Annotated in this window: 19 protein-coding genes; 11 read left to right on the top strand and 8 right to left on the bottom strand. The window is 71.2% G+C overall.

Annotated elements, in window-relative coordinates:
* The first annotated feature begins 112 nt into the window (after positions 1-112).
* The 5 genes from FHU37_RS23975 (at position 113) to FHU37_RS23955 (ending at position 5,799) form a co-directional block, all read left to right on the top strand.
* The gene (locus tag FHU37_RS23975; RefSeq protein WP_179816750.1) at positions 113-2,299 is read left to right on the top strand and encodes an AbeC-like domain-containing protein; all 2,187 of its coding nucleotides are present in this window, start codon (positions 113-115) and stop codon (positions 2,297-2,299) included.
* Between the two features lie 38 nt (positions 2,300-2,337).
* Positions 2,338-2,739: a hypothetical protein gene (locus FHU37_RS23970; RefSeq protein ID WP_179816749.1), complete on the top strand. Its 402-nt coding sequence runs from the start codon at positions 2,338-2,340 to the stop codon at positions 2,737-2,739.
* A gap of 124 nt (positions 2,740-2,863) precedes the next feature.
* On the top strand, positions 2,864-3,580 hold the full coding sequence (locus FHU37_RS23965) for a dienelactone hydrolase family protein (RefSeq protein ID WP_179816748.1): 717 nt from the start codon (positions 2,864-2,866) through the stop codon (positions 3,578-3,580).
* Between the two features lie 186 nt (positions 3,581-3,766).
* Complete coding sequence (locus FHU37_RS23960; RefSeq protein ID WP_179816747.1) at positions 3,767-4,870, top strand: SPFH domain-containing protein; 1,104 nt, start codon at positions 3,767-3,769, stop codon at positions 4,868-4,870.
* On the top strand, positions 4,867-5,799 hold the full coding sequence (locus tag FHU37_RS23955) for an NAD(+)/NADH kinase (protein ID WP_179816746.1): 933 nt from the start codon (positions 4,867-4,869) through the stop codon (positions 5,797-5,799). The genes FHU37_RS23960 and FHU37_RS23955 overlap by 4 nt, the downstream gene beginning before the upstream one ends.
* A gap of 22 nt (positions 5,800-5,821) precedes the next feature.
* Here the strand turns inward: FHU37_RS23955 and FHU37_RS23950 are convergent, their stop codons facing one another.
* Positions 5,822-6,166: a hypothetical protein gene (locus FHU37_RS23950; RefSeq protein ID WP_179816745.1), complete on the bottom strand. Its 345-nt coding sequence runs from the start codon at positions 6,164-6,166 to the stop codon at positions 5,822-5,824.
* Between the two features lie 539 nt (positions 6,167-6,705).
* Between FHU37_RS23950 and FHU37_RS23945 the strand changes: the two genes are divergently transcribed.
* From FHU37_RS23945 to FHU37_RS23920, 6 genes are all read left to right on the top strand, one after another.
* Positions 6,706-7,326 (top strand): hypothetical protein, encoded by a 621-nt coding sequence (locus FHU37_RS23945; RefSeq protein WP_179816744.1) that lies wholly within the window; start codon positions 6,706-6,708, stop codon positions 7,324-7,326.
* A gap of 76 nt (positions 7,327-7,402) precedes the next feature.
* Positions 7,403-7,951 (top strand): hypothetical protein, encoded by a 549-nt coding sequence (locus tag FHU37_RS23940; RefSeq protein ID WP_179816743.1) that lies wholly within the window; start codon positions 7,403-7,405, stop codon positions 7,949-7,951.
* Positions 7,952-8,243: 292 nt separating this feature from the next.
* Positions 8,244-8,516, top strand: coding sequence for a hypothetical protein (locus FHU37_RS23935; protein WP_179816742.1), 273 nt, complete (start codon positions 8,244-8,246; stop codon positions 8,514-8,516).
* Between the two features lie 153 nt (positions 8,517-8,669).
* Positions 8,670-8,972, top strand: a complete 303-nt coding sequence (locus tag FHU37_RS23930) for a hypothetical protein (protein ID WP_179816741.1) — start codon at positions 8,670-8,672, stop codon at positions 8,970-8,972.
* Between the two features lie 701 nt (positions 8,973-9,673).
* Entirely contained in the window at positions 9,674-11,065 is a 1,392-nt protein-coding gene (locus FHU37_RS23925; protein ID WP_179816740.1) for an AAA family ATPase, read from the top strand.
* Between the two features lie 13 nt (positions 11,066-11,078).
* Positions 11,079-11,918, top strand: coding sequence for an HNH endonuclease (locus FHU37_RS23920; RefSeq protein WP_312892826.1), 840 nt, complete (start codon positions 11,079-11,081; stop codon positions 11,916-11,918).
* On the opposite strand, the gene FHU37_RS23915 is transcribed toward FHU37_RS23920, so the two are convergent.
* The 7 genes from FHU37_RS23915 to FHU37_RS23885 form a co-directional block, all read right to left on the bottom strand.
* Positions 11,863-12,159 carry a hypothetical protein gene (locus FHU37_RS23915; RefSeq protein WP_179816739.1) on the bottom strand — a complete coding sequence of 99 codons (297 nt, stop codon included), beginning with the start codon at positions 12,157-12,159 and terminating at the stop codon, positions 11,863-11,865. The genes FHU37_RS23920 and FHU37_RS23915 overlap by 56 nt on opposite strands.
* Before the next feature lie 31 nt (positions 12,160-12,190).
* Positions 12,191-14,668, bottom strand: coding sequence for an AAA family ATPase (locus FHU37_RS23910; RefSeq protein ID WP_179816738.1), 2,478 nt, complete (start codon positions 14,666-14,668; stop codon positions 12,191-12,193).
* Between the two features lie 123 nt (positions 14,669-14,791).
* Positions 14,792-15,229 (bottom strand): NUDIX hydrolase, encoded by a 438-nt coding sequence (locus FHU37_RS23905; protein WP_179816737.1) that lies wholly within the window; start codon positions 15,227-15,229, stop codon positions 14,792-14,794.
* 40 nt (positions 15,230-15,269) lie between these two features.
* A complete protein-coding gene (gene tmk, locus FHU37_RS23900; protein ID WP_179816736.1) occupies positions 15,270-15,878 on the bottom strand; it encodes a dTMP kinase in 609 nt (202 codons plus the stop codon).
* The gene (locus FHU37_RS23895) at positions 15,875-17,386 is read right to left on the bottom strand and encodes a B12-binding domain-containing radical SAM protein (protein ID WP_179816735.1); all 1,512 of its coding nucleotides are present in this window, start codon (positions 17,384-17,386) and stop codon (positions 15,875-15,877) included. The genes tmk and FHU37_RS23895 overlap by 4 nt, the downstream gene beginning before the upstream one ends.
* A complete protein-coding gene (locus FHU37_RS23890) occupies positions 17,337-18,173 on the bottom strand; it encodes a DNA glycosylase family protein (protein WP_179816734.1) in 837 nt (278 codons plus the stop codon). The genes FHU37_RS23895 and FHU37_RS23890 overlap by 50 nt, the downstream gene beginning before the upstream one ends.
* 194 nt (positions 18,174-18,367) lie before the next feature.
* Positions 18,368-18,943 carry a hypothetical protein gene (locus tag FHU37_RS23885; RefSeq protein ID WP_179816733.1) on the bottom strand — a complete coding sequence of 192 codons (576 nt, stop codon included), beginning with the start codon at positions 18,941-18,943 and terminating at the stop codon, positions 18,368-18,370.
* Positions 18,944-19,014 lie beyond the last annotated feature (71 nt).

Genomic DNA, 19,014 nt, shown 5'->3' with positions numbered 1-19,014 from the left:
CAGCCCGCCGCGCGGGATTCCCGTTTCCGCCACGCGGCGACACACTGGCTCCTATGGTGTGCGCATGGTGACGGGACTCGTTCCACGGCCACGGATACGGTTATCCGCCCGCGTGGCCGTCCGCGGACTGGGCCTCCTCGGTCAGGGGCAGGGCACCCTGCTGATCGCGATCCTGCTGCTGGGCAATTTCCGGACGGCGACCTGGCTGCGATCCCTCACGACGGAGAGCGAGGCGGCGTGGTGGTCGTGGTGGGTGCTCGGCTTCGCCGACCTGCGGTACACACCGGCCGAGAGGGCCGACGCCGTGCCGTCCTGGCTGCCGCTGGTCAGCTCGATCGGCCCGGAGGTGCTGCTTTTCGTCCTGGCCGTGCCGCTGCTGGGGCTGCTGGGGCGGGAGGGCACTGAGCAGCGGGGCCGCCTGGGCGCGGTGCTCGGCCGGATGGGCGCGCTGACGACGGCGGGGGCGGTCGCCGGGGTCCTGGACGGTTACCTCTTCTGGTACGAGTACCGGCCGTGGCTGGGCGGGGACGTGGCCGAGGAACTGGCGCCCTACGCGGCGGAAGGCCTGGGCCGCGGCCTCGCCTTCGGTCTGGTCATGGGCCTGGTGGTCTCGGTCACCACCGTTCTCACCCGGCGCGGCGGCGGGAGCTGGGGCGCCTCCTCGCCCGGGGTGCGCCACACGGGCGGACGCCAGGGCGCCCGGCGCGCCACCGCGCCACTGTTCGGCCGGTCCTCGTTCGGTGCCACCGGCGGGCCCCCGGCAGGCCCTCCGGATTCGATCGAACGCAGCGGCGAGCACCCCGAGACCAGTGAGGCCACCCGGTACGCCTGCATGGCGGTGCAGCGGCGGGAGGGCCCTCTCGGCTACATCGTGGACACTCTCCTCCTCGACGACCTGCACGCCGTCGCCCCGTCTGTCGGCTTCCACCTGCCGACGGTGCTGGAGCACGCGGTCTCCGCGCGCCGGCGCCGCATGGCCCGCGACGTCACACTGCTGGTGCTGCTGGCCGTGGGGCTGCTGCTGTGGTCCTGGCCCACCACGCTCGTGCTGGCGCTGCTCGGCTACGGGGCGGTGCTGGCCGAGCGGATGACCGCGGAGCGGGTGATCGCCAACGACCTGCGCCAGGACGCCTTCCGGCGCTCCCAGTTGCCCGTGTCCCGCCCCGCGCTGCCCGGCTGGCTCCGGGACCGGCTGGCCGCCATCGCCGAGGCGGAGCGCGGGAACGTGTCGCCCTACCAGGGGTACCGGCCGTTCCTCGGGCACGGTGACGACGTCGGCGGCTGGTCCTTCGCCGTGCCGCTGTTGCCGGCACGGCCACAGGACGTGGCGGGGGGAATCACCACGGAGACGGCGCGTCCCCGGGGCGACACGGGGCAACCGGCGCCCGCGCCCACCCCCTTCCAGGTCGCCGACGTGGTCGCACACGTCCGGGACCGGCTGCGGGCCGCCGCCGAGGACGCACCGGCGGACGCCGTGCCGCTCGGGGAACGACTGGACGGCCTGGTCCTGCGCGACCGGGTGTTCGTCAGCGGCACCGCGCTGTCCACCGACCACCGGCTGCGCGGGCATGACGGCGGGCCCGCCACCCCGCTGGCCCCCGAGGAACTGGCAGAGGTGATCGCCGACCCGCGCGGCGCGGTCCGCCACCACCTGTGCGCGCACGTCCCCTCCTGGGCCGGGGAACTCGTGGCCAGCACCTTCCTGCACCTGTCCACGGACGGCCGCACCCTCTACATCCACTGCGACCGCAGCGTGCTCGCCCCCGTCCGGCGCGAATACCACGCCCTGGACAACCTGGCGTACCTGCCGCTCATGGAACGGGTCACCGCCACGGCGGTCGCCGCCGCCGCGTACCTCCTTCCCGCCACCGTGCTCGCGCCGTTCCGGGTACTGCGGCACGCCCTGCCGGGCCTGCGTCGCGCGCGCCTGCACAGGGAACTGCGCCGGGCGTCCGAGCGTGACCTCGCGTTCGACTTCGGCGCGCCGGTCAGCCTGCGTGAGGCGATCGCCGACGGCAGCTACCACGACCACTTCCAGAAGCTCGACGCGAACAAGCACCTCAAGATCGTGGAGGGGCACGTCCTCGCCGCCCTGTTGGACTTCCTGGAGGATCACGGGGTGGACACCTCGGACTTCCGCAACCACCAGTCGATGATCCTCAACCAGGGCATCATCCAGACCGGTGGTGTCAGCAACATCGGCAACCAGGCCGTGGGCCAGGGCGCCAGCGTGCTGAACGCCGGCGATCCCGGCGCCGCCGGTGGCGCCGCCACGTCCCGCCGCGGCGGCCCCTCCTGACCGACGCAGTCACCACACACCAGAACGGAGCCGACCGCATGCCGACCGAACCCCCGCACCCCTCCCCCTACAACCAGGGTGTCCAGCAGTTCGGCGGGGTGAGCAACGTGGGCAACCAGGCCGTGGGGTCGGGCGCGCGTGCCATCAGCCGGGACAGCCGTGTCCTGGGCTCCGGCGCCCAGGAGGCCCGCGGCGACGTCCAGGGGCTCCTCGGGGAACTGCGCCGGCTGCTCGACGAGCACGCCGCGGACCTGCCGGACGCCGGCGCGGCACGGGCCGCCGCCGACATCCTGGACGAGGAACTGAGCCAGCGGTCACCGGATCCCGGCGTGGTGGGCCGGGTGCTGACCCGGCTCGGCGACCTGGTGCAGCCGGTCGCCCCGCTGGCGGGTCTGGTCGCCCAGCTCGCCGCCGTCCTGCCGGCCGTGCTGGGCGGCTGACCGCCCGTCGCCAGTGACGCGTCCGTGACGCATCACACTCCCGTCGCAGGGGTCGTCCACCCTCGCTGACGCCCCACCAGCAACCGTAGGGTGAGCTCGACACGCCAGACGAGGAGAGGGCGCCATGGACGAAGTGAGGATTCCCACCCCGCGCGGCGAGCTGCCGGCCTACCTGGCCACGCCCACGACGCCCGGGCCGTGGCCGGGCGTCGTGGTCATCCACGACATCGGGGGCATGAGCGGCGACCTGCGTCGGCAGGCGGACTGGCTGGCCGGCGAGGGGTACCTGGCGCTCGCCCCGGACCTGCTGGCCTGGGGCGGGCGGATGAGCTGCCTGCGCTCGATGATGCGGGACATCCGCAACCGTCAGGGGCGGGCGTTCGACGACGCCGACGCGGCACGGGAGTGGCTGGCGGCGCGGGAGGACTGCACCGGGAAGATCGGCGTCATCGGGTACTGCATGGGCGGCGGCTTCGCCCTGCTGCTCGCCCCCGGGCACGGCTTCTCGGTCGCCGGCGTCAACTACGGGGCCGTCCCGAAGGACGCCGAGTCGTTCCTGACCGGCGCCTGCCCGATCGTCGGCAGCTACGGGGCGAAGGACCGTTCGCTGCGCGGAGCCGCCGGCCAGCTGGAGCGGGCGCTCACCGCCAACGGCGTGCCGCACGACGTCAAGGAGTACCCGGACGCCGGGCACGGCTTCCTCAACAAGCACGACAAGGAGGACACCACGGCGCTGCTGGCCGTGATGGGGCGGATCGCCGGCGGCGGCTACCACGAGCCGACGGCCCGCCAGGCGCGCGAGCGGATCACCGCGTTCTTCGCCGAGCACCTGAAGTCCTGACCCTCCCCGGCCGTCCGTCCCCGCTCATCGGTCCCGCTCTCCCGGGTCCCCCGCCCCGTCGCCGCGCGCTCCCTCCACAGGCGCCGGGGGCGGGGGGCGCGCTGTGTCCACCACCCCCATTCACGTCATCTTGACGATAAAGCCGTCGGCGTCATATCGTCATCTCGACGAAAAGGGGGTCCCGCCATGGCGGACATCACCAGGCGGTTCGGGCTGCGCCACCTGCGCGCCACGCCCACCGCGCACATCCGGCACCTGCGCCGCGGCCGTCTCGCCCACGACGGCACCGGCCTGAGCTTCTGGTTCCGGCCGCTGACCGCCGCCCTGTCCGAGGTGCCCGTCGACGACCGCGAACTCGCCGTGGTCTTCCACGCCCGCACCGCCGACTTCCAGGACGTCACCGTCCAGGCCACCCTCACCTACCGGATCACCGACCCCACGGCCGCCGTCGACCGCATCGACTTCTCCATCGACCCCGACACCGGCGCCTGGCGCGGCGCGCCACTGGAGCAGATCAGCACCCTGCTCACCGAGACCGCCCAGCAGCACGCCCTGGACCTGCTCGCCCGCACCACGCTGGCCGACGCGCTGGCCGACGGCGTCGCCGCCGTCCGGGAGCGCGTCAGCGGCGCGCTCGCCGACGAGCCGCGCCTGCCGCAGACCGGCCTCGCCGTGGTCGCCGTGCGCGTCCTCGCGGTCCGCCCCGAACCGGAGGTGGAGCGCGCGCTGCGGACGCCCGCCCGGGAGCGGATCCAGCAGGACGCCGACCGGGCCACCTACGAGCGCCGCGCGGTTGCCGTCGAACGGGAACGCGCCATCGCCGAGAACGAGCTGGCCAGCCAGATCGAACTGGCCCGGCGCGAGGAGACCCTGGTCACCCAGAAGGGCGCCAACGCCCGCCGCCAGGCCGAGGAGAACGCCGCCGCCGACGCGGTGCGCGCCGAGGCGGAGGCCGCCCGCCAGGTCCGCCTCGCCCAGGCCGAGGCCGACGCCGCCCGCGCCGTCGGCGAGGCCAGGGCCACCGCCCAGGCGGCCTGGCTGCGCGTCCACCAGGACACCGACCCGGCGACGCTGCACGCCATCGCCGTGACCCGGCTCGCGGAGCACCTGCCGAACGTCGGCAGCCTCACCCTTACCCCCGACGTCCTCACCGGCCTGCTCAGCCGCCTCGCCGCCGCCCCGCCCACCGCAGCCGCCACAGCCGGCGCGCCGGCCCCCGCCGCCACAACCCCGGCGGACCGTCCCACCCCCGCCACGCGCCCCACCCCCGGCCGCGGACGCACCCGATGAGCCTCGCCCCCCGCGCCGTCCTGGTCCACCGCACCACCGAGTACACCGAGTTGGTCGCCCGCCACGGCACCCACGGCCAGGCCGCCTTCTTCCTGGCCTCCCGCGGGCGCGACATCGCCGAGGTGGAGGAACGCCACCACCGCCAGCAGCGCGCCCTGGCCGAGGTCGCCGCCGCCGTCCCACTCGACTGGCGCCGCACCACCGTCGAACGCGCCGACCTCGCCCGCTTCCTCTTCGCCCCGGAGGACGTCGTGGTGGTCGTGGGCCCGGACGGCCTGGTCGCCAACACCGCGAAGTACCTCGACGGCCAACCCGTCATCGGCGTCGACACCGACCCGGGCCGCAACCTCGGCGTGCTGGTCCGTCACCGCCCCCGCGAGGTCCCCGGGCTGCTGCGCGCCGCCGCATCCCCCGCCGCCGACCGCCACACCGAACGCCGCATCATGGTCCAGGCCGTCACCGACGACCGCCAACGCCTCCTCGCCCTGAACGAGATCTACCTGGGCCACCCCACCCACCAGACCGCCCGCTACCGCCTCACCGTCGCCACCACCCCGACCACTTCCACCGGCTCCCCGGCACCCGGCGCCGGCGAACCCCAAGCCTCCTCCGGCATCCTCGTCGGCACCGGCACCGGCTCCACCGGCTGGTGCCACTCCGCCTGGCGCGAACGCGCCCGCCCCTTCCCCCTCCCAGGCCCCACCGACCCCACCCTCGCCTGGTTCGTCCGCGAGGCCTGGCCCTCGCCCGCCACGGGCACCGAGCACGTGCAGGGGCTGCTGGAGGGGGAGCAGCGCCTGCACGTCACCGTCGAGTCCGACCACCTCGTCGCCTTCGGCGACGGCATCGAGTCCGACGCCCTCCACCTCACCTACGCCCAGACCATCCACCTGGGCCCCGCCCCCACCCACCTCCACCTCCTGGCGTGAGCAGCACCCACCCCGGGACACCTCATCCGTGCCGGGAGAAAACCTCCCGCACGGCGGCCAGCGCGGCCTCCTCGTCGTCGCCCCACCAGCGGGCGAGCCCGGCCCGCACCACCGCCTCGGGGGTGAACTCCTGCCCGAAGCGATAGGGGGAGAGGCAGTAGCCGAATCCAGACTCCACAAGCGGATCCACCCCTTCCTGATCGCAGTAGTCCAGGAACCCTTCGCCCACCCACCATCGTCCGCCGTCCAACCAGAACACACCGCCGGCGGTGTGGATCGTTCGCCCGGTCTCCGCGTCCGCGAAGTTCAAGGACTCGTAGTTCGCCGGACGGTAGCCGAGAGGCGACTCCGCTTGGGAGAACGACACGCGCTTGCCCCAGCGTGAGCAGCCACTGTCCGAACTCAGCCGTCACCTTCTGGAGATGGTGCCCCGGCCGTGAGTTCGGGGCCGACGGCGCGGGAGGAAGACAGCGGTCCAGGTCTGACGGAACGCGCACGCCCCCGGTGGCTCGAAGCCACCTAAGCGGAGCCCGCCCCCCCGATTTCCTCCATCCACTATCCCATTCCATTCCAGACATGTCCAGAATCGCACCGCGCCAAACAGGCACGATTATCAGCCAGATCCAGTTCCCCGCTTTTCCGATCTCTTAAGCACATGAAACTGTGGAAGCACCCTTCCGCGAGGCATTCGCGACACAAGGCATCCACATACACCGGAAGACAGGGACGAGAATGAATCGATTATGCGGGCCCCGTACGACCTGGGTCATCGGCGGAATCCTCGCCGCCACGCTGCTATTTCTCGGTAGCGCAGGGCAGGCGTTCGGAAACATTCCTCGAACAGGCAGCGACTCGCCCGGCGCCGTGATGGTCGAGCCCGAACTGAGGCCGTGCGTAGAGGAAGCCGTGGCCACCGTGCAAGGCGCCTGGACCTGCACGGCGGAAGGGCTAAACTACACAGGAATCAACGAGGAAGGCGCCAACGAACGACTGCACCGCCCGATCTCGGTAGCAAAATCCGAGGCCGGGAACACCGACATAAACCCCACCGCTTTCGACAACCCGGACACGTGGTGTGAGAACGGCACCACCTGTCGACAGAACGACGGCCCTTACCGGTCACAGGCCAAGGGAAACGCCGCCTACGGTATCGGCGGTGACGTCATTGGAGCTGTCGACTTCATCGTCCGCGTCACCATGAACGGGCGCCAGCCGCGCTATGTTCTGTTTGTGTACAACGACTACGGCCCCGCAATCAGCCCCTACCTCTCACTGACCTGCCGCGAGGAGAACACCGGCCCCGACGGATACTGCGGCGAGAGCGGGCGGACTCCGGGTTGGATCGCGAGCTCCTGGCAGTCGAGCGTCATTTACGGGAATCGGTTGCAGGATGCCAGCAGCTACCACGCCGACCTCGGAGGCGACTTCCGGGCGACGGGGTACGGTAGCCAGACATGGTGGATCGCGACTCTGACGACGAACTCGTGGATCTGCCCCACCAACGACGGGAACTGTTACTTCCCGTAACCGAACATCCGGACGTGTCCGGCGGGGCGCGTGTGACTTCCGCCGGACACGTCACGAGCGAGAAGGGCCTGGAAGATTGAACACCATTGCCTTACTGGAACGCATGTGGGACTGCGATCCCCCAGGCCTGGGCGGCACCTTCTCCGTCTGTAGGGACGGCGAGACCACGGACCGCCTTCGGTTCCTCCACCGCGCGCCCGACCGTTGGCGGATACTCCGCGAGAGCAAGGAGGAAATCTTCGCTGCTCCCTGGCTCTACCAACGAACGCCAGGCGGCGGGTGGACCGCCGAGGACACCGGGGCACCGGGCATCCATCACAACGGCAGACTGTTGGCCATGGTCCGCCCACGCAACCTAGCGATCTGGGAGCGGCGGGAGGGACGGCCGGCGGGGGACTACCGCTTCGCCGAGGAGCAGGGGCAACAGGAAGACGGTGTGCGTCTGCTGCGCTTTGTCAGCCGGTCAGACGAAAGCGCCGCGATGACGGCCGCGGTCGACGCATCAACCGGACTCATTCTCACCATGTGCTATCCGGGCCACGTGTTCCAACTGACGGACCTGACCTTCTCTGTTCCGGCAGCCTATCTCTTCCAGCCCGGCGCTCCTTTCCCCGAGTCGGCATGAGCTGTCCTCCAGCGCCGGGTTTCCCGCCGCGGAACTGTGTAACCTCAGACGTCGGTGACAAACGGAACCGGTTCCCGTAGCGCCCTGGTGGCTCCCGGGAAGTCGGTGAGTCCGGCCGAGAGAGTCGCCACCGCCAGACGCTCCGGCAGGGCCTCACCGAACTTCACACCACGCACGGCACGCTCGTCTACCTCCGGCAGGCAGATCGGCGCCCGCACCGGCCGGACCACCGCCGTCCTGGCCCGCGTCACCGGACGCCCCGGGGTCTGCGTCCCCCACCACCCCCGCCTGCGTGGCCCGATCACCGCCCGCCCTGCGCGCGGCCGGCGTGAGCGATGTCGCCGTCCCACCAGGCCACGGCCCCTACCAGGGCGCCCCGCAGCATGATCCGTTCGACGCGGTGAACGTCACCAGCGACGTCGCCGGCGTCTCCCCGCACTGGCTCGACCAGCTCGCCCCGCGTGGCCGGCTCATCGCCCCGATCGCCCACGGCGGCGCGCGGCGCTGGCCAGCGCCCGCCGCCCACCGGGTGGATCCCTCGCCGAGGCTCGGCTCGTCGCCATGACGAGCATGCCACCACTCACCAGCGGGCCCCCTGCGCTCCCCGCCCCGCACTCCGCCGCACGCCCTCTACGTCGGCGGGCTCGCACCGCCGCACAGCCGCTGGACCGCCCCGTTCGCGAACACCACCCGCCGGCCGCCGCGCCCACCACGACCTGTGAGCACACCTGGTCGCCACCGATCCACGCACCATCCATCTCACGGACGTCCCGAGGGCCGGCACGGACCAGTCATCCTCGACGAGAGCGGCACCGCCGCGGCACTGCTCCTCCCCGGCTCGATCCAACTGATCGGCCACCGGGCCACCGCAGTCGCCCTCGCGGCCGACATCGAACGCCACCTCACCCGCTGGCTCCAGACCGGCCGTCCGCCCCGGACCCGGTGGCGCGCCACCCTGATCGAGACCGGCATGGCCGCCTGGCGCCTACTGCATCCCAGCCACTGGACCACCACCCTGTAACCGCGGCAACAGGGCTCTCGTGACCGCACGGCATCCCGCGACAGCTTCCCCGTCCGGCTCCCCGACGGAGGTCCGCCGTACCGCGCGCGGACCACTGGCAGGCCGCGATCACCGTGTTCCGGGTACAACCTTCTACACGGAAGGGCAGCCTGCCACCGTCGGCCACGAACCTGCGCCGAGCTGTCGGGATCCCGGCCCAGGCCGGCTCGGCGGTGGCCGGTTGCGAGCCCGACTCGATCGTCTTTCGGGACCGGCGATATTTCACCCGAAGGCGCGGTTCCCGGCACGCCGTATGCCCCAGAAACCACGCACTTCGCGATCACTGAGGGTCAATACGCGGAAGCAGGGCGCGAGCCATTGGGGGGAACATGAGAGCGGATACCACAGGCTGTGATCACGCGGTGCCAGAGAGGGAAGAAGATGATCTTCCGTGTCGACGCATGAAAATATAACCCTCGGGTGCATAGACCGATCGATGGATAACCATCTCCAGGAGAGGCGGCAGAACTAATCGACTCATACCGCCTCAGAACGAAATGTCCCGAAGTGCGCGAGAATGTCGATCCGCGGATGCGACCCTCCGAAAATCATCCACGTTCGGACATAACGCACAGAACGGGCGAGAAGCAAGATCAACGCAGAAGCCACACCATTCGGGCAGATCGGTACGGCAGGACCACTGCACCGAGAGCGGAGCTTGCATGTACGTCTCCAGACTGAGGATCCGCGAGATCAGGGGGTTCCATGGCGACAGGAACGTCGACCTGACCCTCACCCGCCCCGACGGGACACATGCCGGCTGGACGGTCCTGGCCGGAAGAAACGGCTCTGGCAAGACCACCCTGCTGAAGTCGCTCGCGCTGGCCCTCGCCGGTCCGGACACCGCCGCCGCGCTGGAGCCCGCGCTGTGGAAGTGGCGAACGGAGGAGAAGACCAGGGGAACGGTGGAGGTCGACGTACTCCTGGACCAGCAGGAGGCTCGCCGCTACTTCTCCCCGGGCAAATCCCCGGACCATTCCATCCATGCCTCGGTCGGATTCTCGCTTCCCTCACTGGAGAAGGTCCCCAACTCCCGTAAACGCAGGGGGCAGCAGTTCGTCATCACGTGGAAGAACAAGAAGCACCTCACCCCCGCGCAGAAAGAGGACTGGGAAGGGCCCGCGGGAGATTCGTTGTGGCAAGACAAACCGGACAACTGGTTCTGCGCGGGATATGGCCCCTTCCGCCGGCTCTCCAACGGAACGCTTGGATCGCAGCGTATCGCCGAGGAGGGAACAGCCGATACCGTCCAGCTCATCACCCTCTTCCACGAAGGCGCCTCCCTCGCCGAGAGCGTGAACTGGCTCATCTCGCAGCACCTACGGCGCCTGGAAGAGCGGCCCGGCGCCAAAGAACTGCTCGACACCGTGTTCGCACTCCTGTCCGACGGACTCCTCCCGGACGGCTACCGCGTCAACGACGTCAACTCCGAGGGTCTGTGGGTCACCCGGGATGACAGGAAGTTCGCGCTCAGCGAAATGAGCGACGGATTCCGCACAGTCACCGCCGTCATCGTCGACCTCGTCCGTAATATGGAACGCACATACGGCAAACTTGAGTTGAAGGTGCGGAACGGCGTTCCCACCATCGACCTGCCCGGCGTGGTTCTGGTGGACGAGATAGACGCGCATCTGCACATGAGCTGGCAACAGCGGATCGGTGTCTGGCTGAAGACGCACTTCCCGCTGGTGCAGTTCATCGTGACCACCCACAGCCCGTACATCTGTCAGGCGGCGGACCCGGGCGGGCTGATCCGCCTCCCCGGGCCGGGCGAGGACGCTCCGCCCCGGATCGTCGACGAGGACCTGTACCACCGCGTCGTGTACGGCAGCGGGGACGACGCCGCGCTCTCCGAGCTCTTCGGGCTCGACAGTCCGTACTCACCCACCGCCGAAGCCCTGCGGCGGGAGGTCGGCGAGCTGGAAGGCCGGGTTCTGACCGGTGAGGCGACCGCGGAGGAGATCGTTCACTACCAACAACTCAGCCGAATCCTCAGCAGCTCGATGAGCGCACGCGTGGACGAGGTGTCCGCACGCCTTCGGAGGCCCCATTGATCGGTGGACATGGGTGATCCCTCTGCGCCGCCCGCGCCTGGAGGGTCCGTTAGCCGAAAAGTTGGCACGCAGGACCGCGCGGTTATCCGCCGAGGACGCGACCGCGGAGGCCGCGCGGCGATCCTGGCAGCGCGCCTCGGCCGTCAGGAAACAGGTCAAAGCGCTGCTGCAAGGGATGTCCGCCGGCCTGGCACGGTGCATGTACTGCGGCGACAGCCAGGGAACGGACATCGATCACTTCGTGCCAATCGCCCTGGCGCCCGCCCGGACTTTCCTCTGGGACAACCTCCTCCTCGCCTGCGCGCACTGCAACAGCAACGAGAAGCGGGAGCGGTTCCCTCGGGACGACGCCGGCGCGTCGCTCTTGATCGATCCGACCGCGGAGGAACCCCACGACCACCTTCGTCTCTCGTTCATGACGGGCGAGTACTTCCCGAGGAGCGGCAAGGGCGCGGCGACCATCGACGTCTTCGGACTCAACCGGTGGGTGTTACAGCGTGGTCGGGAAGCGGCCTACGCCCGATGCAAGTCCATGCTGCGCGACTGGGTGTTCCTGCGGGCGGAGGGAAACGAGCGGGAGGCCCGCAGGGTCGAGGAGTCCTTGGGACTCCAACCCTTCGCGGACGTCCTGCACGCCATGCGGCATACGCCCGCTCCTGTCGCCACAACGGTGTTCGGAGTGGACGTCTCCCGAGCACTGCGTTCCCTGGACGTTGCCGCGACCTCCACCGTGGGACTTCCGGAGCCGCGCTCCGTCAAAGGGACCTCAATCGGTACTCCGGGTGGCTCCGGAATCATCATTCCGGCAGCAGCCGCTCCAGTTCCTCCACCGCCGCACGCCACTCTTCGATGATCGTGTCCGGGACGTTCATCATGTTCGAGCGGCCGTGCAGGATATCCGACGCCTTGCGGTACACGTGCCGCACCAAGCGCACCGTTCCCACCGCATCCTCCCACCGGTCCGGCGGCACTGCCGCCAGCACGAAGGCCAGCCGGTCGGCGACCGGTTCGCTGCGCACGTACCCGGGCGGCTCACAGGCCAAGGTGAACGCCCGCACCGCCAGGCGCTCGATCCGCACCCGGATGTCGAGCACCTGGACCCGGGACTCCGTGGAGCCGCCCATGTCAGTCGTCCGCCGGCGCGACCAGTAGGGCGCATGCCTCGCGAGCCGCCGCGATCTCCGCCGCCAACTGCTCCTTGCCGGCCTCTCCCCGCCGGCCGTGCGAGGCACGGTTCCACCCCGCCAGGTGAGCGTGGACCATGTGCTCGGCCGCGCTGAGCCGCCGCACCGCCGACTCGCTCAGTAGGGTCTTCATGGTGTCCAGGCGCTGCTGGGTGGTGTTGCGGCCATCGATGGCGGCCAGGTCCGCGTCGATGTCCCGGCTCGAAGCGACGGCGTCGATGACCAGGCACTGGCGAAGCGCGTTGTCCAGGGCCTGACGGCACAGCCCGCGCACGGTCTGGGTGACGGTCAGCGTGCACCCGTACGGATGGTTGGTGGACAGGCGGCAGATGTGCGAGGCGTCGTCCAGCAGCAGCGCCCACAGGCTGTGCGTGGGATCCAGCGATATCAGGCCGGTGCTGGGCTCCCGGGTGATCGCCCAGGACTCGAAGTTCGACGCCCGGGCCATCAGGTGTTCCTTGAGACGCTCGTCGTGGGTGAACACCACGACCCGCCGCGTCCGGCTGACCCGCGCCAGCGCTTGGGAGAGGCGATCGATCCGGATCTCGTCGAAGGCGTGCACCGGGTCGTCCAGGATGAGGAAGCCAAAGGGTCCGGCGTCCAGCGTGGACAGCAGCGGTGCCAGCAGGAAGGCGTTCCGCTGGCCGGCACTCAGCATGTTCAGCTGCATGCTGCCGCTCGCTCCACTCATCGCGGCCTCGGCCCTGAGGGACGTCAGCCGCAGACCGTCCAGGCTGATGCGGGCGTCGCTCAGCATGGACCGCACGTGTTCACCGAACACAGGAGTCAGGGACTCCGTGCGCGCGTCGCGCAGCTGCCCCGCCAGGTGCGTCACACAGTCCCGTGTGTCTCCCCACAGCTCGTGGTCGCGCGCGGTGACCGCGTCGGCCCGCCACACGCGGACGAAGCCGTCAACCGCCTGCCGACGCTCACGCCGCCACTGTCGGGCGTGCTCGCTCAGGCTGACCGCCTCCTTTCCGGCCATCCGCCAGGTGTCGGTGGACAGGCTGCCGTGCAGAAGGGTGAGGAGCCGGCGGAACGTCGGGGAGTCGCGCCGACCGTGGTTCTCGACGAAGCGAAGGAAGAGCTCCGCGGCGGCCCGGGTCTCCCGCAGGTGGTCGACGGGGACGGTGGTCTGCCCCTCGAAGGACGCCAGCACCCCCACGACGTCCTCGAACTCGCTGCCCAACGCGTCGACCAGTCGGGTGACGGCACGCCGTAGGGCCTCGTGCGCGGGATCGACCTCGACCAGACCGCCCACCACCGTCCCGAGGCGTTCCCGCCAGTCCTCCACGTCGGTGTCGCACAGCGGACACGTAGAGCCGACCTCCGACAGGGCGTGGGCGTGGGCGTGCAGTTCGGCCAGCGGCCGGGCCAGAGCCAGCCGCTCGCTGGTGGCCCGCTCGTCGATGCCGCACAGCGCGGCCCGGACGCCCTCCACCGCGGCGTCGATCACCTCCAGGTGCCGCGGCACGACCTCCGGGACGGTGCCGCCGTACTCGGTGAGGCCGTTCTCCTCCAGCCACGCTTCGATGTCCTCGACGGGATCCGGCCAGGTGATCTCGGTGAGGTGCTCATCCGACCGGCCCTCGGTCCACTTCTCGTCGATCTCTCGCAGCCTCTCCAGGGCGGCCTTCCTGGCCTGCTCCAGTCGCTTGTGGGCCTCGGCCGACGCCTGCCGCTCCCGTGCCACCCGATCGTTCAGCATCTCGAAGCAGCCACCGAGGGCGAGCAGGTTCTCGATGTACTCGCGCAGGTCGCCGCTCTGCTGGACACGCCGCTCGACGTCGGCGTAGGAGAACACCGGGGGGTGCGCCTCCAGGGCATGGCGCCAGGACGTCTGCACCAGGTTCACCTCGCGGGAGGTGCCGTCCGCCGTGGTCCAGTGGCAGGTGTGCTCCACGACCTCCCCGTCCGCGTCCAGGACCGCGCTGATCACCAGCCGTTCCGCTCCACGGCCGAGGTGTACCTCGGTGCTGCTGTCCGGAGCCCCGACCGCTCGGTGCAGCGGCTCCCACAGGTACTGCCGGCCCGATCTCCCGCTGATCCGCTCGCGCGAGGTCCACCACCGTGTCGTCCCGGCCAGCGCCGTCCTGATGCCGCCGGCGATGGTCGACTTCCCCGAGCCGTTGGGGCCGTGCACGACGGTGATGCCCGGGGCCGGGTTGACCCGGAAGCCGGCCTTGACGGCCGCCCCCTGGTAACCGGTCACCGACACGTGCAGCAACCTCCACGGCTCCGGCGCCGTGAACAGCTCGTCCGTGGCGTCAGCCTGGGCGCGCATCTCCTCGGCCAGGTCACGCAGCTTGGCCCAGGCCCGCCGTTTCCTCGGCCCGGTGGCCCGATGCAGGCTTCGCTCCACGGCCTGGCACAGCTCGGTGAAGGTGAGCAGCGTCAGAGGTGATTCGGGGTCGGTCACATCGCCTCCGCGAAGACCCCGCCCGCTCCCGGACGGGAGCGCCAAGAGTAGTGGGATCCCCGTGGGGCTGGTGTGACTTTACGAGAGTCACACCTGCGTGACCCATTGTCAGGTGGCCGGACGCTACCACCCGTGCGTCGTCAGGCCGGGTGACGCTTTCAGGACGGCGGTCAGCCCCACCGCCGGATAGGGGATCAGCTCTTCCGGGAGGGCGTCGGCCGGGAACCAGCGCAGGGCGAGGCACTTGTCCGGCTCCCGGTTGACCGGCTCACCGCTCCACCTGGTGGCCTGGAAGAAGAAGCCGATGCGGTCGGCCGCGCCTCCGCCCTGGTGGTGGTGCACGACGTGGGCGAGCGTCAGGTCGTCCGGGTCGACGACCACGCCGGTCTCCTCCGCCAGCTCCCGGGCCGCCCCCTCCGGCAGTGCCTCGCCGGGCTCCAGCTTGCCGCTCGGCAGGTGCCACCGGCCGTAGCCGTAGGCGCTGCCGCGCTGGGAGAGGAGGACCTCCCCCCCGCGGCGCAGCAGCACGTGCGTGTCCAGGACAGGGGGAAGGTCGGGCATGCGCTCGCCTCACGTCGGTGGTCGGAAGCTCGCGACGACGCTAACGGCGTAGCGCCAGCACGGCGCGGGCGATCGCGGCCACTACACCCGATGGTGTGAGGACGCTCACGTCGATGACCTCGACCGGGACGTCGTGTCGTCGGAGCGTTTCAGCGGCGTCATGGTAGAACTCCACCTCCCTCGCGGTGCTCGCGGGGTCTCGTTCGAAGCGGTGGTGCGCGCCCCGGGCGGTGAGACGGCGGCCGATCTCCGCCGGGTCGGCGGTGAGGATGACGGCGAGGTCGGGCCGGTCCACGGCGGCGTTGAGTGCCAGCAGGTACTCGACCGGAACGCCGTCCAGGCGTTGCAGCACCAGCGTGGAGGCGAGGTAGCGGTCGCAGACCACGGTGGTGCCGGCGGCCCGCACGGGGCGGATCTCCCGGGCGAGGTGGTCGTAGCGGTCCGCGGCCACCAGGCAGGCCAGGGCGTGGCCGCGCAGCCCGTCGGCGAGGTCGCGGGTCAGCCGGCCGATGGCGCCGGTGGAGGGTTCCGCGGTGGCGTGGGCGGGATGGCCGAGAGCGCGGAGGTGGTCGGCGAGCGCCGTCGCGGCGGTGGACTTGCCGACGCCTCCCGGGCCGTCCACCGTGACGAACAGGCCGCGCGGCCTCATGCCGCCCGTCCGCCCGTGCCGTGGGAGCGGGCGTGCTGCTCGCGGGTGAGCGCGGCGAGGTGGGCGCGCAGTTCCGTCACCGGGGTCTCGGCGAACTGGATGCCGACGGAGAAGTTGAACTCGTCCCGCCCGCGCATGGCCTCGTCCGCGCCCTGGTGGGTGAGGTCCACGTCCGCGTAGGCCAGCATCCGGTCGGGGTCGTGGCCGGCGCGGACCAGCCGGTCCCAGACGGGCGAGCCCGGGTAGGGGCGGAACTCGAAGACCGAGGCGCGGAAGTGGCCCGGAAGGTGGTCGGCCAGTTCCCACAGGCGGTGGACGTGGCCGACGGTGGCGGCCAGGTCGTCGCGGCGCTCGCCCGGGTAGCCGAGGATGAAGTAGCCCTTGACGTCGATCCCGCGCTGGAGCAGGCGCCGCACGACGCCGGTGGTCATCTCGGCCGTGATGCGCTTGTCCATCTCGGCCAGCACCCGGTCGCTGCCGGACTCGATGCCGAGGGCGACCTCGCGCAGGCCGTTGGCGGCGAGGGTGTCCAGCAGGGCGTCGTCCGCCCGGGCCAGCACGTTGATCCGACCGGTGGCGTCCCAGACGTAGCGCTCGCCGACCCGCTCGGCGGTGAACGCCTCCATGGCGGGCCGGATGACGCGGGCCGCGCCGAGGAAGAGGTCGTCGACGAACCGGAACGCCGTCACACCGTGGGAGGCGTGCAGGGCGTCCAGTTCGGACAGGATGCCGCGAGGGCTCCGGGTGCGGATGCCGACGTCGGGGTTGGCGGAGACGGCGGCCCCGCAGAACCCGCAGTCGTAGGGGCAGCCCCGGGAACCGACGATGTTGGCCTCGATCCGGCCGTCGGCGGCACGGTAGGGATCCTGCGGGAGGAAGGCCCGGTCCACCTGCGGCAGGGCGTCGATGTCGGGGGCGAGCCAGCGTCCGCGTGCGGCGCCGTGGGAGACGCCGGCGGCGGTCGTGCCCAGCGATCGGTCCCGCCACATCACCCCGGGTAACTCGGCCCGGCGGTCGGCGTCGGCCAGCAGCGCCGCCACGCGGGTCTCCCCTTCCCCGATCACCAGGGCGTGCGTCCGGGCGAACCGCGGGTCGGCGAGTACCCGATCCGGCATGGCCTTGGCGTGGTGACCACCTGCCATGACGAGGACGGACGGGTCCAGGGCCGCGGCGATCCGTGCGGAGACCTCGTAGGTGGGGGCGAGCAGGTTGAAACCGGCCCAGCGCGGGCGGGCGGCGTTGATGACGTCGGCCGTCCGTCGGATGCCGAGCCCGTGCGCCTCCGCGTCCAGCACGCCGACGTTGAAGCCGGCGCGGGCCGCGTACGTGGCGATGTAGGCCATGCCGAGGACCGGCAGGGTGTAGTCGTTGACCCGCGGGCGCGCGTCGTAGTCGCGCAGCGGCGCGTTGACGAAGACGGCGTCGAGCGGGTGCCGGGGGTCGTGGCCGGCGATGAGCTCAGTCGGGTACGGGCGCGCCTCCGTGGTGCCGGCGCTGTGTGGGCGCATGGTTCCCCCAGGCGAGAGTGAAGAGGGTCAGTGCGTGCAGTTGCCGGTCGTCGTCCGTCCAGGAACGCCAGGTGGCGGCGAACGCCCGGTCGGAGTCGGGCCAGTCCAGGTGCGGGGCGATCCGGCGGGCCCAGGTGCGGACGGCCAGGTCGTGGTGCGGGTAGACGGAGAAGTCCCCGGTGTAGTCGGCCGCCGCGGCGGCCGCGGTCCACGGACCGACGCGCGGGATGTCCTGGAGGGCCAGGGCCAGTTCCGGCGCGGTCATCCGACGCCAGGTGGCGGCCCGTTCCAGGTGCGCCGCCGCGGCGGCCCGCAGGGCGGTGCGGTGGAAGGCCGCACCGACCGCCGCGAACTCCTCGTCGGCGAGCGCCGCCACCACCTCGGGCCGGGGAGCCGCGGCCGGCCCGCCGCCCCGGCCGGCCGGTCTGCGCCCATGGGCGGCACACCAGCGGCGGTAGAGCGCGCGTGCCTGCGCGGCGCGCACCACCTGCCGCAGGATCGCGGTGGTGACGGCGTCCCACAGGGACGGATTCGGGACCCGCAACACGCTGCCCAGCGGAGCCAGACCGGCCATCAGCTCGGCCGGCGCGCGAGGCGGCAGCGCTGCCGCCACGGTGAAGTGGGTGTCGATCTTCCGGTCCTCCGGGCCGGCCACACACTCCAGGTCCAGGGCCCCCTCGTCGTGCGTGGCGAGCCACAGGGACTCGCCGGCGGCCATGAGGCGCACGGAGGTCCCGTCGGACGACGTCTCCCAGCCGGGGTGGTCGGTGATGAGGGTGGTGCGCATCGGGGTGGATCGCCTCCCGGCGCCGGGAGGGCGGCTGCTCCCCCGGCTGGTTGGACGGACGGACCGTGCGCACCGCGACCGTGCGCACGCGCCCCACCCTGGTGCCCCGCCCCCGTCGAATCAGGCGGATGACGGAATCCGGCGGCGTTGTACGTCCTTCACGCCAGCTCCGGACCGTTACGGGTTCGGCAGGCTTACGGATCGGCTCCTTCCTCTTCGAAGTTCGACAGGTGGTCGGCGAGCTTCCGCAGGCCGTGCTGGTCGACCAGTTCGGGGGCGGCCCTCTTCAGGGTCTCCACCAGCACCCTCACCGCCCACTCCGCCCCGTCCGGACCGCCCGACGACAGTCCGTCCAAGGCCTCCATCAGCGGATACCACCACCGCGTGCCGTCCCTGATCGCGCGGTGCAGCCGCCAGAAGTGCGCGACGTCCACCGACGCCGCTTCGGTGGGCTTCCGCAGGAGGTGGTCGATCAGCAGCAGCTCCGGAGCATCGTGCAACTGCTGCCTGACGAAGTGCAGATGCTCCAGTCGCATCCGGTCCTCGCGTTGGCGGCGCAGCATCGCGACGTCCTCCGACCGCAGGTGCAGACTCGCCCGTGCCCTGAGATCGAAGTAGTACTGGCCCGGGCAGGCGTCCGGACAGCCGAGGAGGGCGTTCACGGCGTCCTGCGCACCGACCACCTCGTCGGCGGGCCAGTTCCGCGTGACCACCGCACTCCTACGCACCAGCTCGGTCGCCACGGCGGCCTCGGTACCGGTGTGTTCCACCACCCCGCGGAACCAGGACGCCTCGAAGACCGCCTGGAACGAAACGTTCGGTGTGGCACTGGGAAGGGCCC

The sequence above is a fragment of the Allostreptomyces psammosilenae genome (genome assembly GCF_013407765.1).
Lineage (GTDB): Bacteria > Actinomycetota > Actinomycetes > Streptomycetales > Streptomycetaceae > Allostreptomyces > Allostreptomyces psammosilenae.
This window is presented reverse-complemented; position numbering and strand designations above follow the sequence as displayed.

Bases quoted from the DNA above. Each gene is read 5' to 3' on its own strand.
- FHU37_RS23955 (WP_179816746.1), top strand. From the start codon at position 4,867: ATGAGCCTCGCCCCCCGCGCCGTCCTGGTCCACCGCACCACCGAGTAC.
- FHU37_RS23965 (WP_179816748.1), top strand. From the start codon at position 2,864: ATGGACGAAGTGAGGATTCCCACCCCGCGCGGCGAGCTGCCGGCCTAC.
- FHU37_RS23925 (WP_179816740.1), top strand. From the start codon at position 9,674: ATGTACGTCTCCAGACTGAGGATCCGCGAGATCAGGGGGTTCCATGGC.
- FHU37_RS23895 (WP_179816735.1), bottom strand. From the start codon at position 17,386: ATGCGCCCACACAGCGCCGGCACCACGGAGGCGCGCCCGTACCCGACT.
- FHU37_RS23905 (WP_179816737.1), bottom strand. From the start codon at position 15,229: ATGCCCGACCTTCCCCCTGTCCTGGACACGCACGTGCTGCTGCGCCGC.
- FHU37_RS23970 (WP_179816749.1), top strand. From the start codon at position 2,338: ATGCCGACCGAACCCCCGCACCCCTCCCCCTACAACCAGGGTGTCCAG.
- FHU37_RS23960 (WP_179816747.1), top strand. From the start codon at position 3,767: ATGGCGGACATCACCAGGCGGTTCGGGCTGCGCCACCTGCGCGCCACG.
- tmk (WP_179816736.1), bottom strand. From the start codon at position 15,878: ATGAGGCCGCGCGGCCTGTTCGTCACGGTGGACGGCCCGGGAGGCGTC.
- FHU37_RS23890 (WP_179816734.1), bottom strand. From the start codon at position 18,173: ATGCGCACCACCCTCATCACCGACCACCCCGGCTGGGAGACGTCGTCC.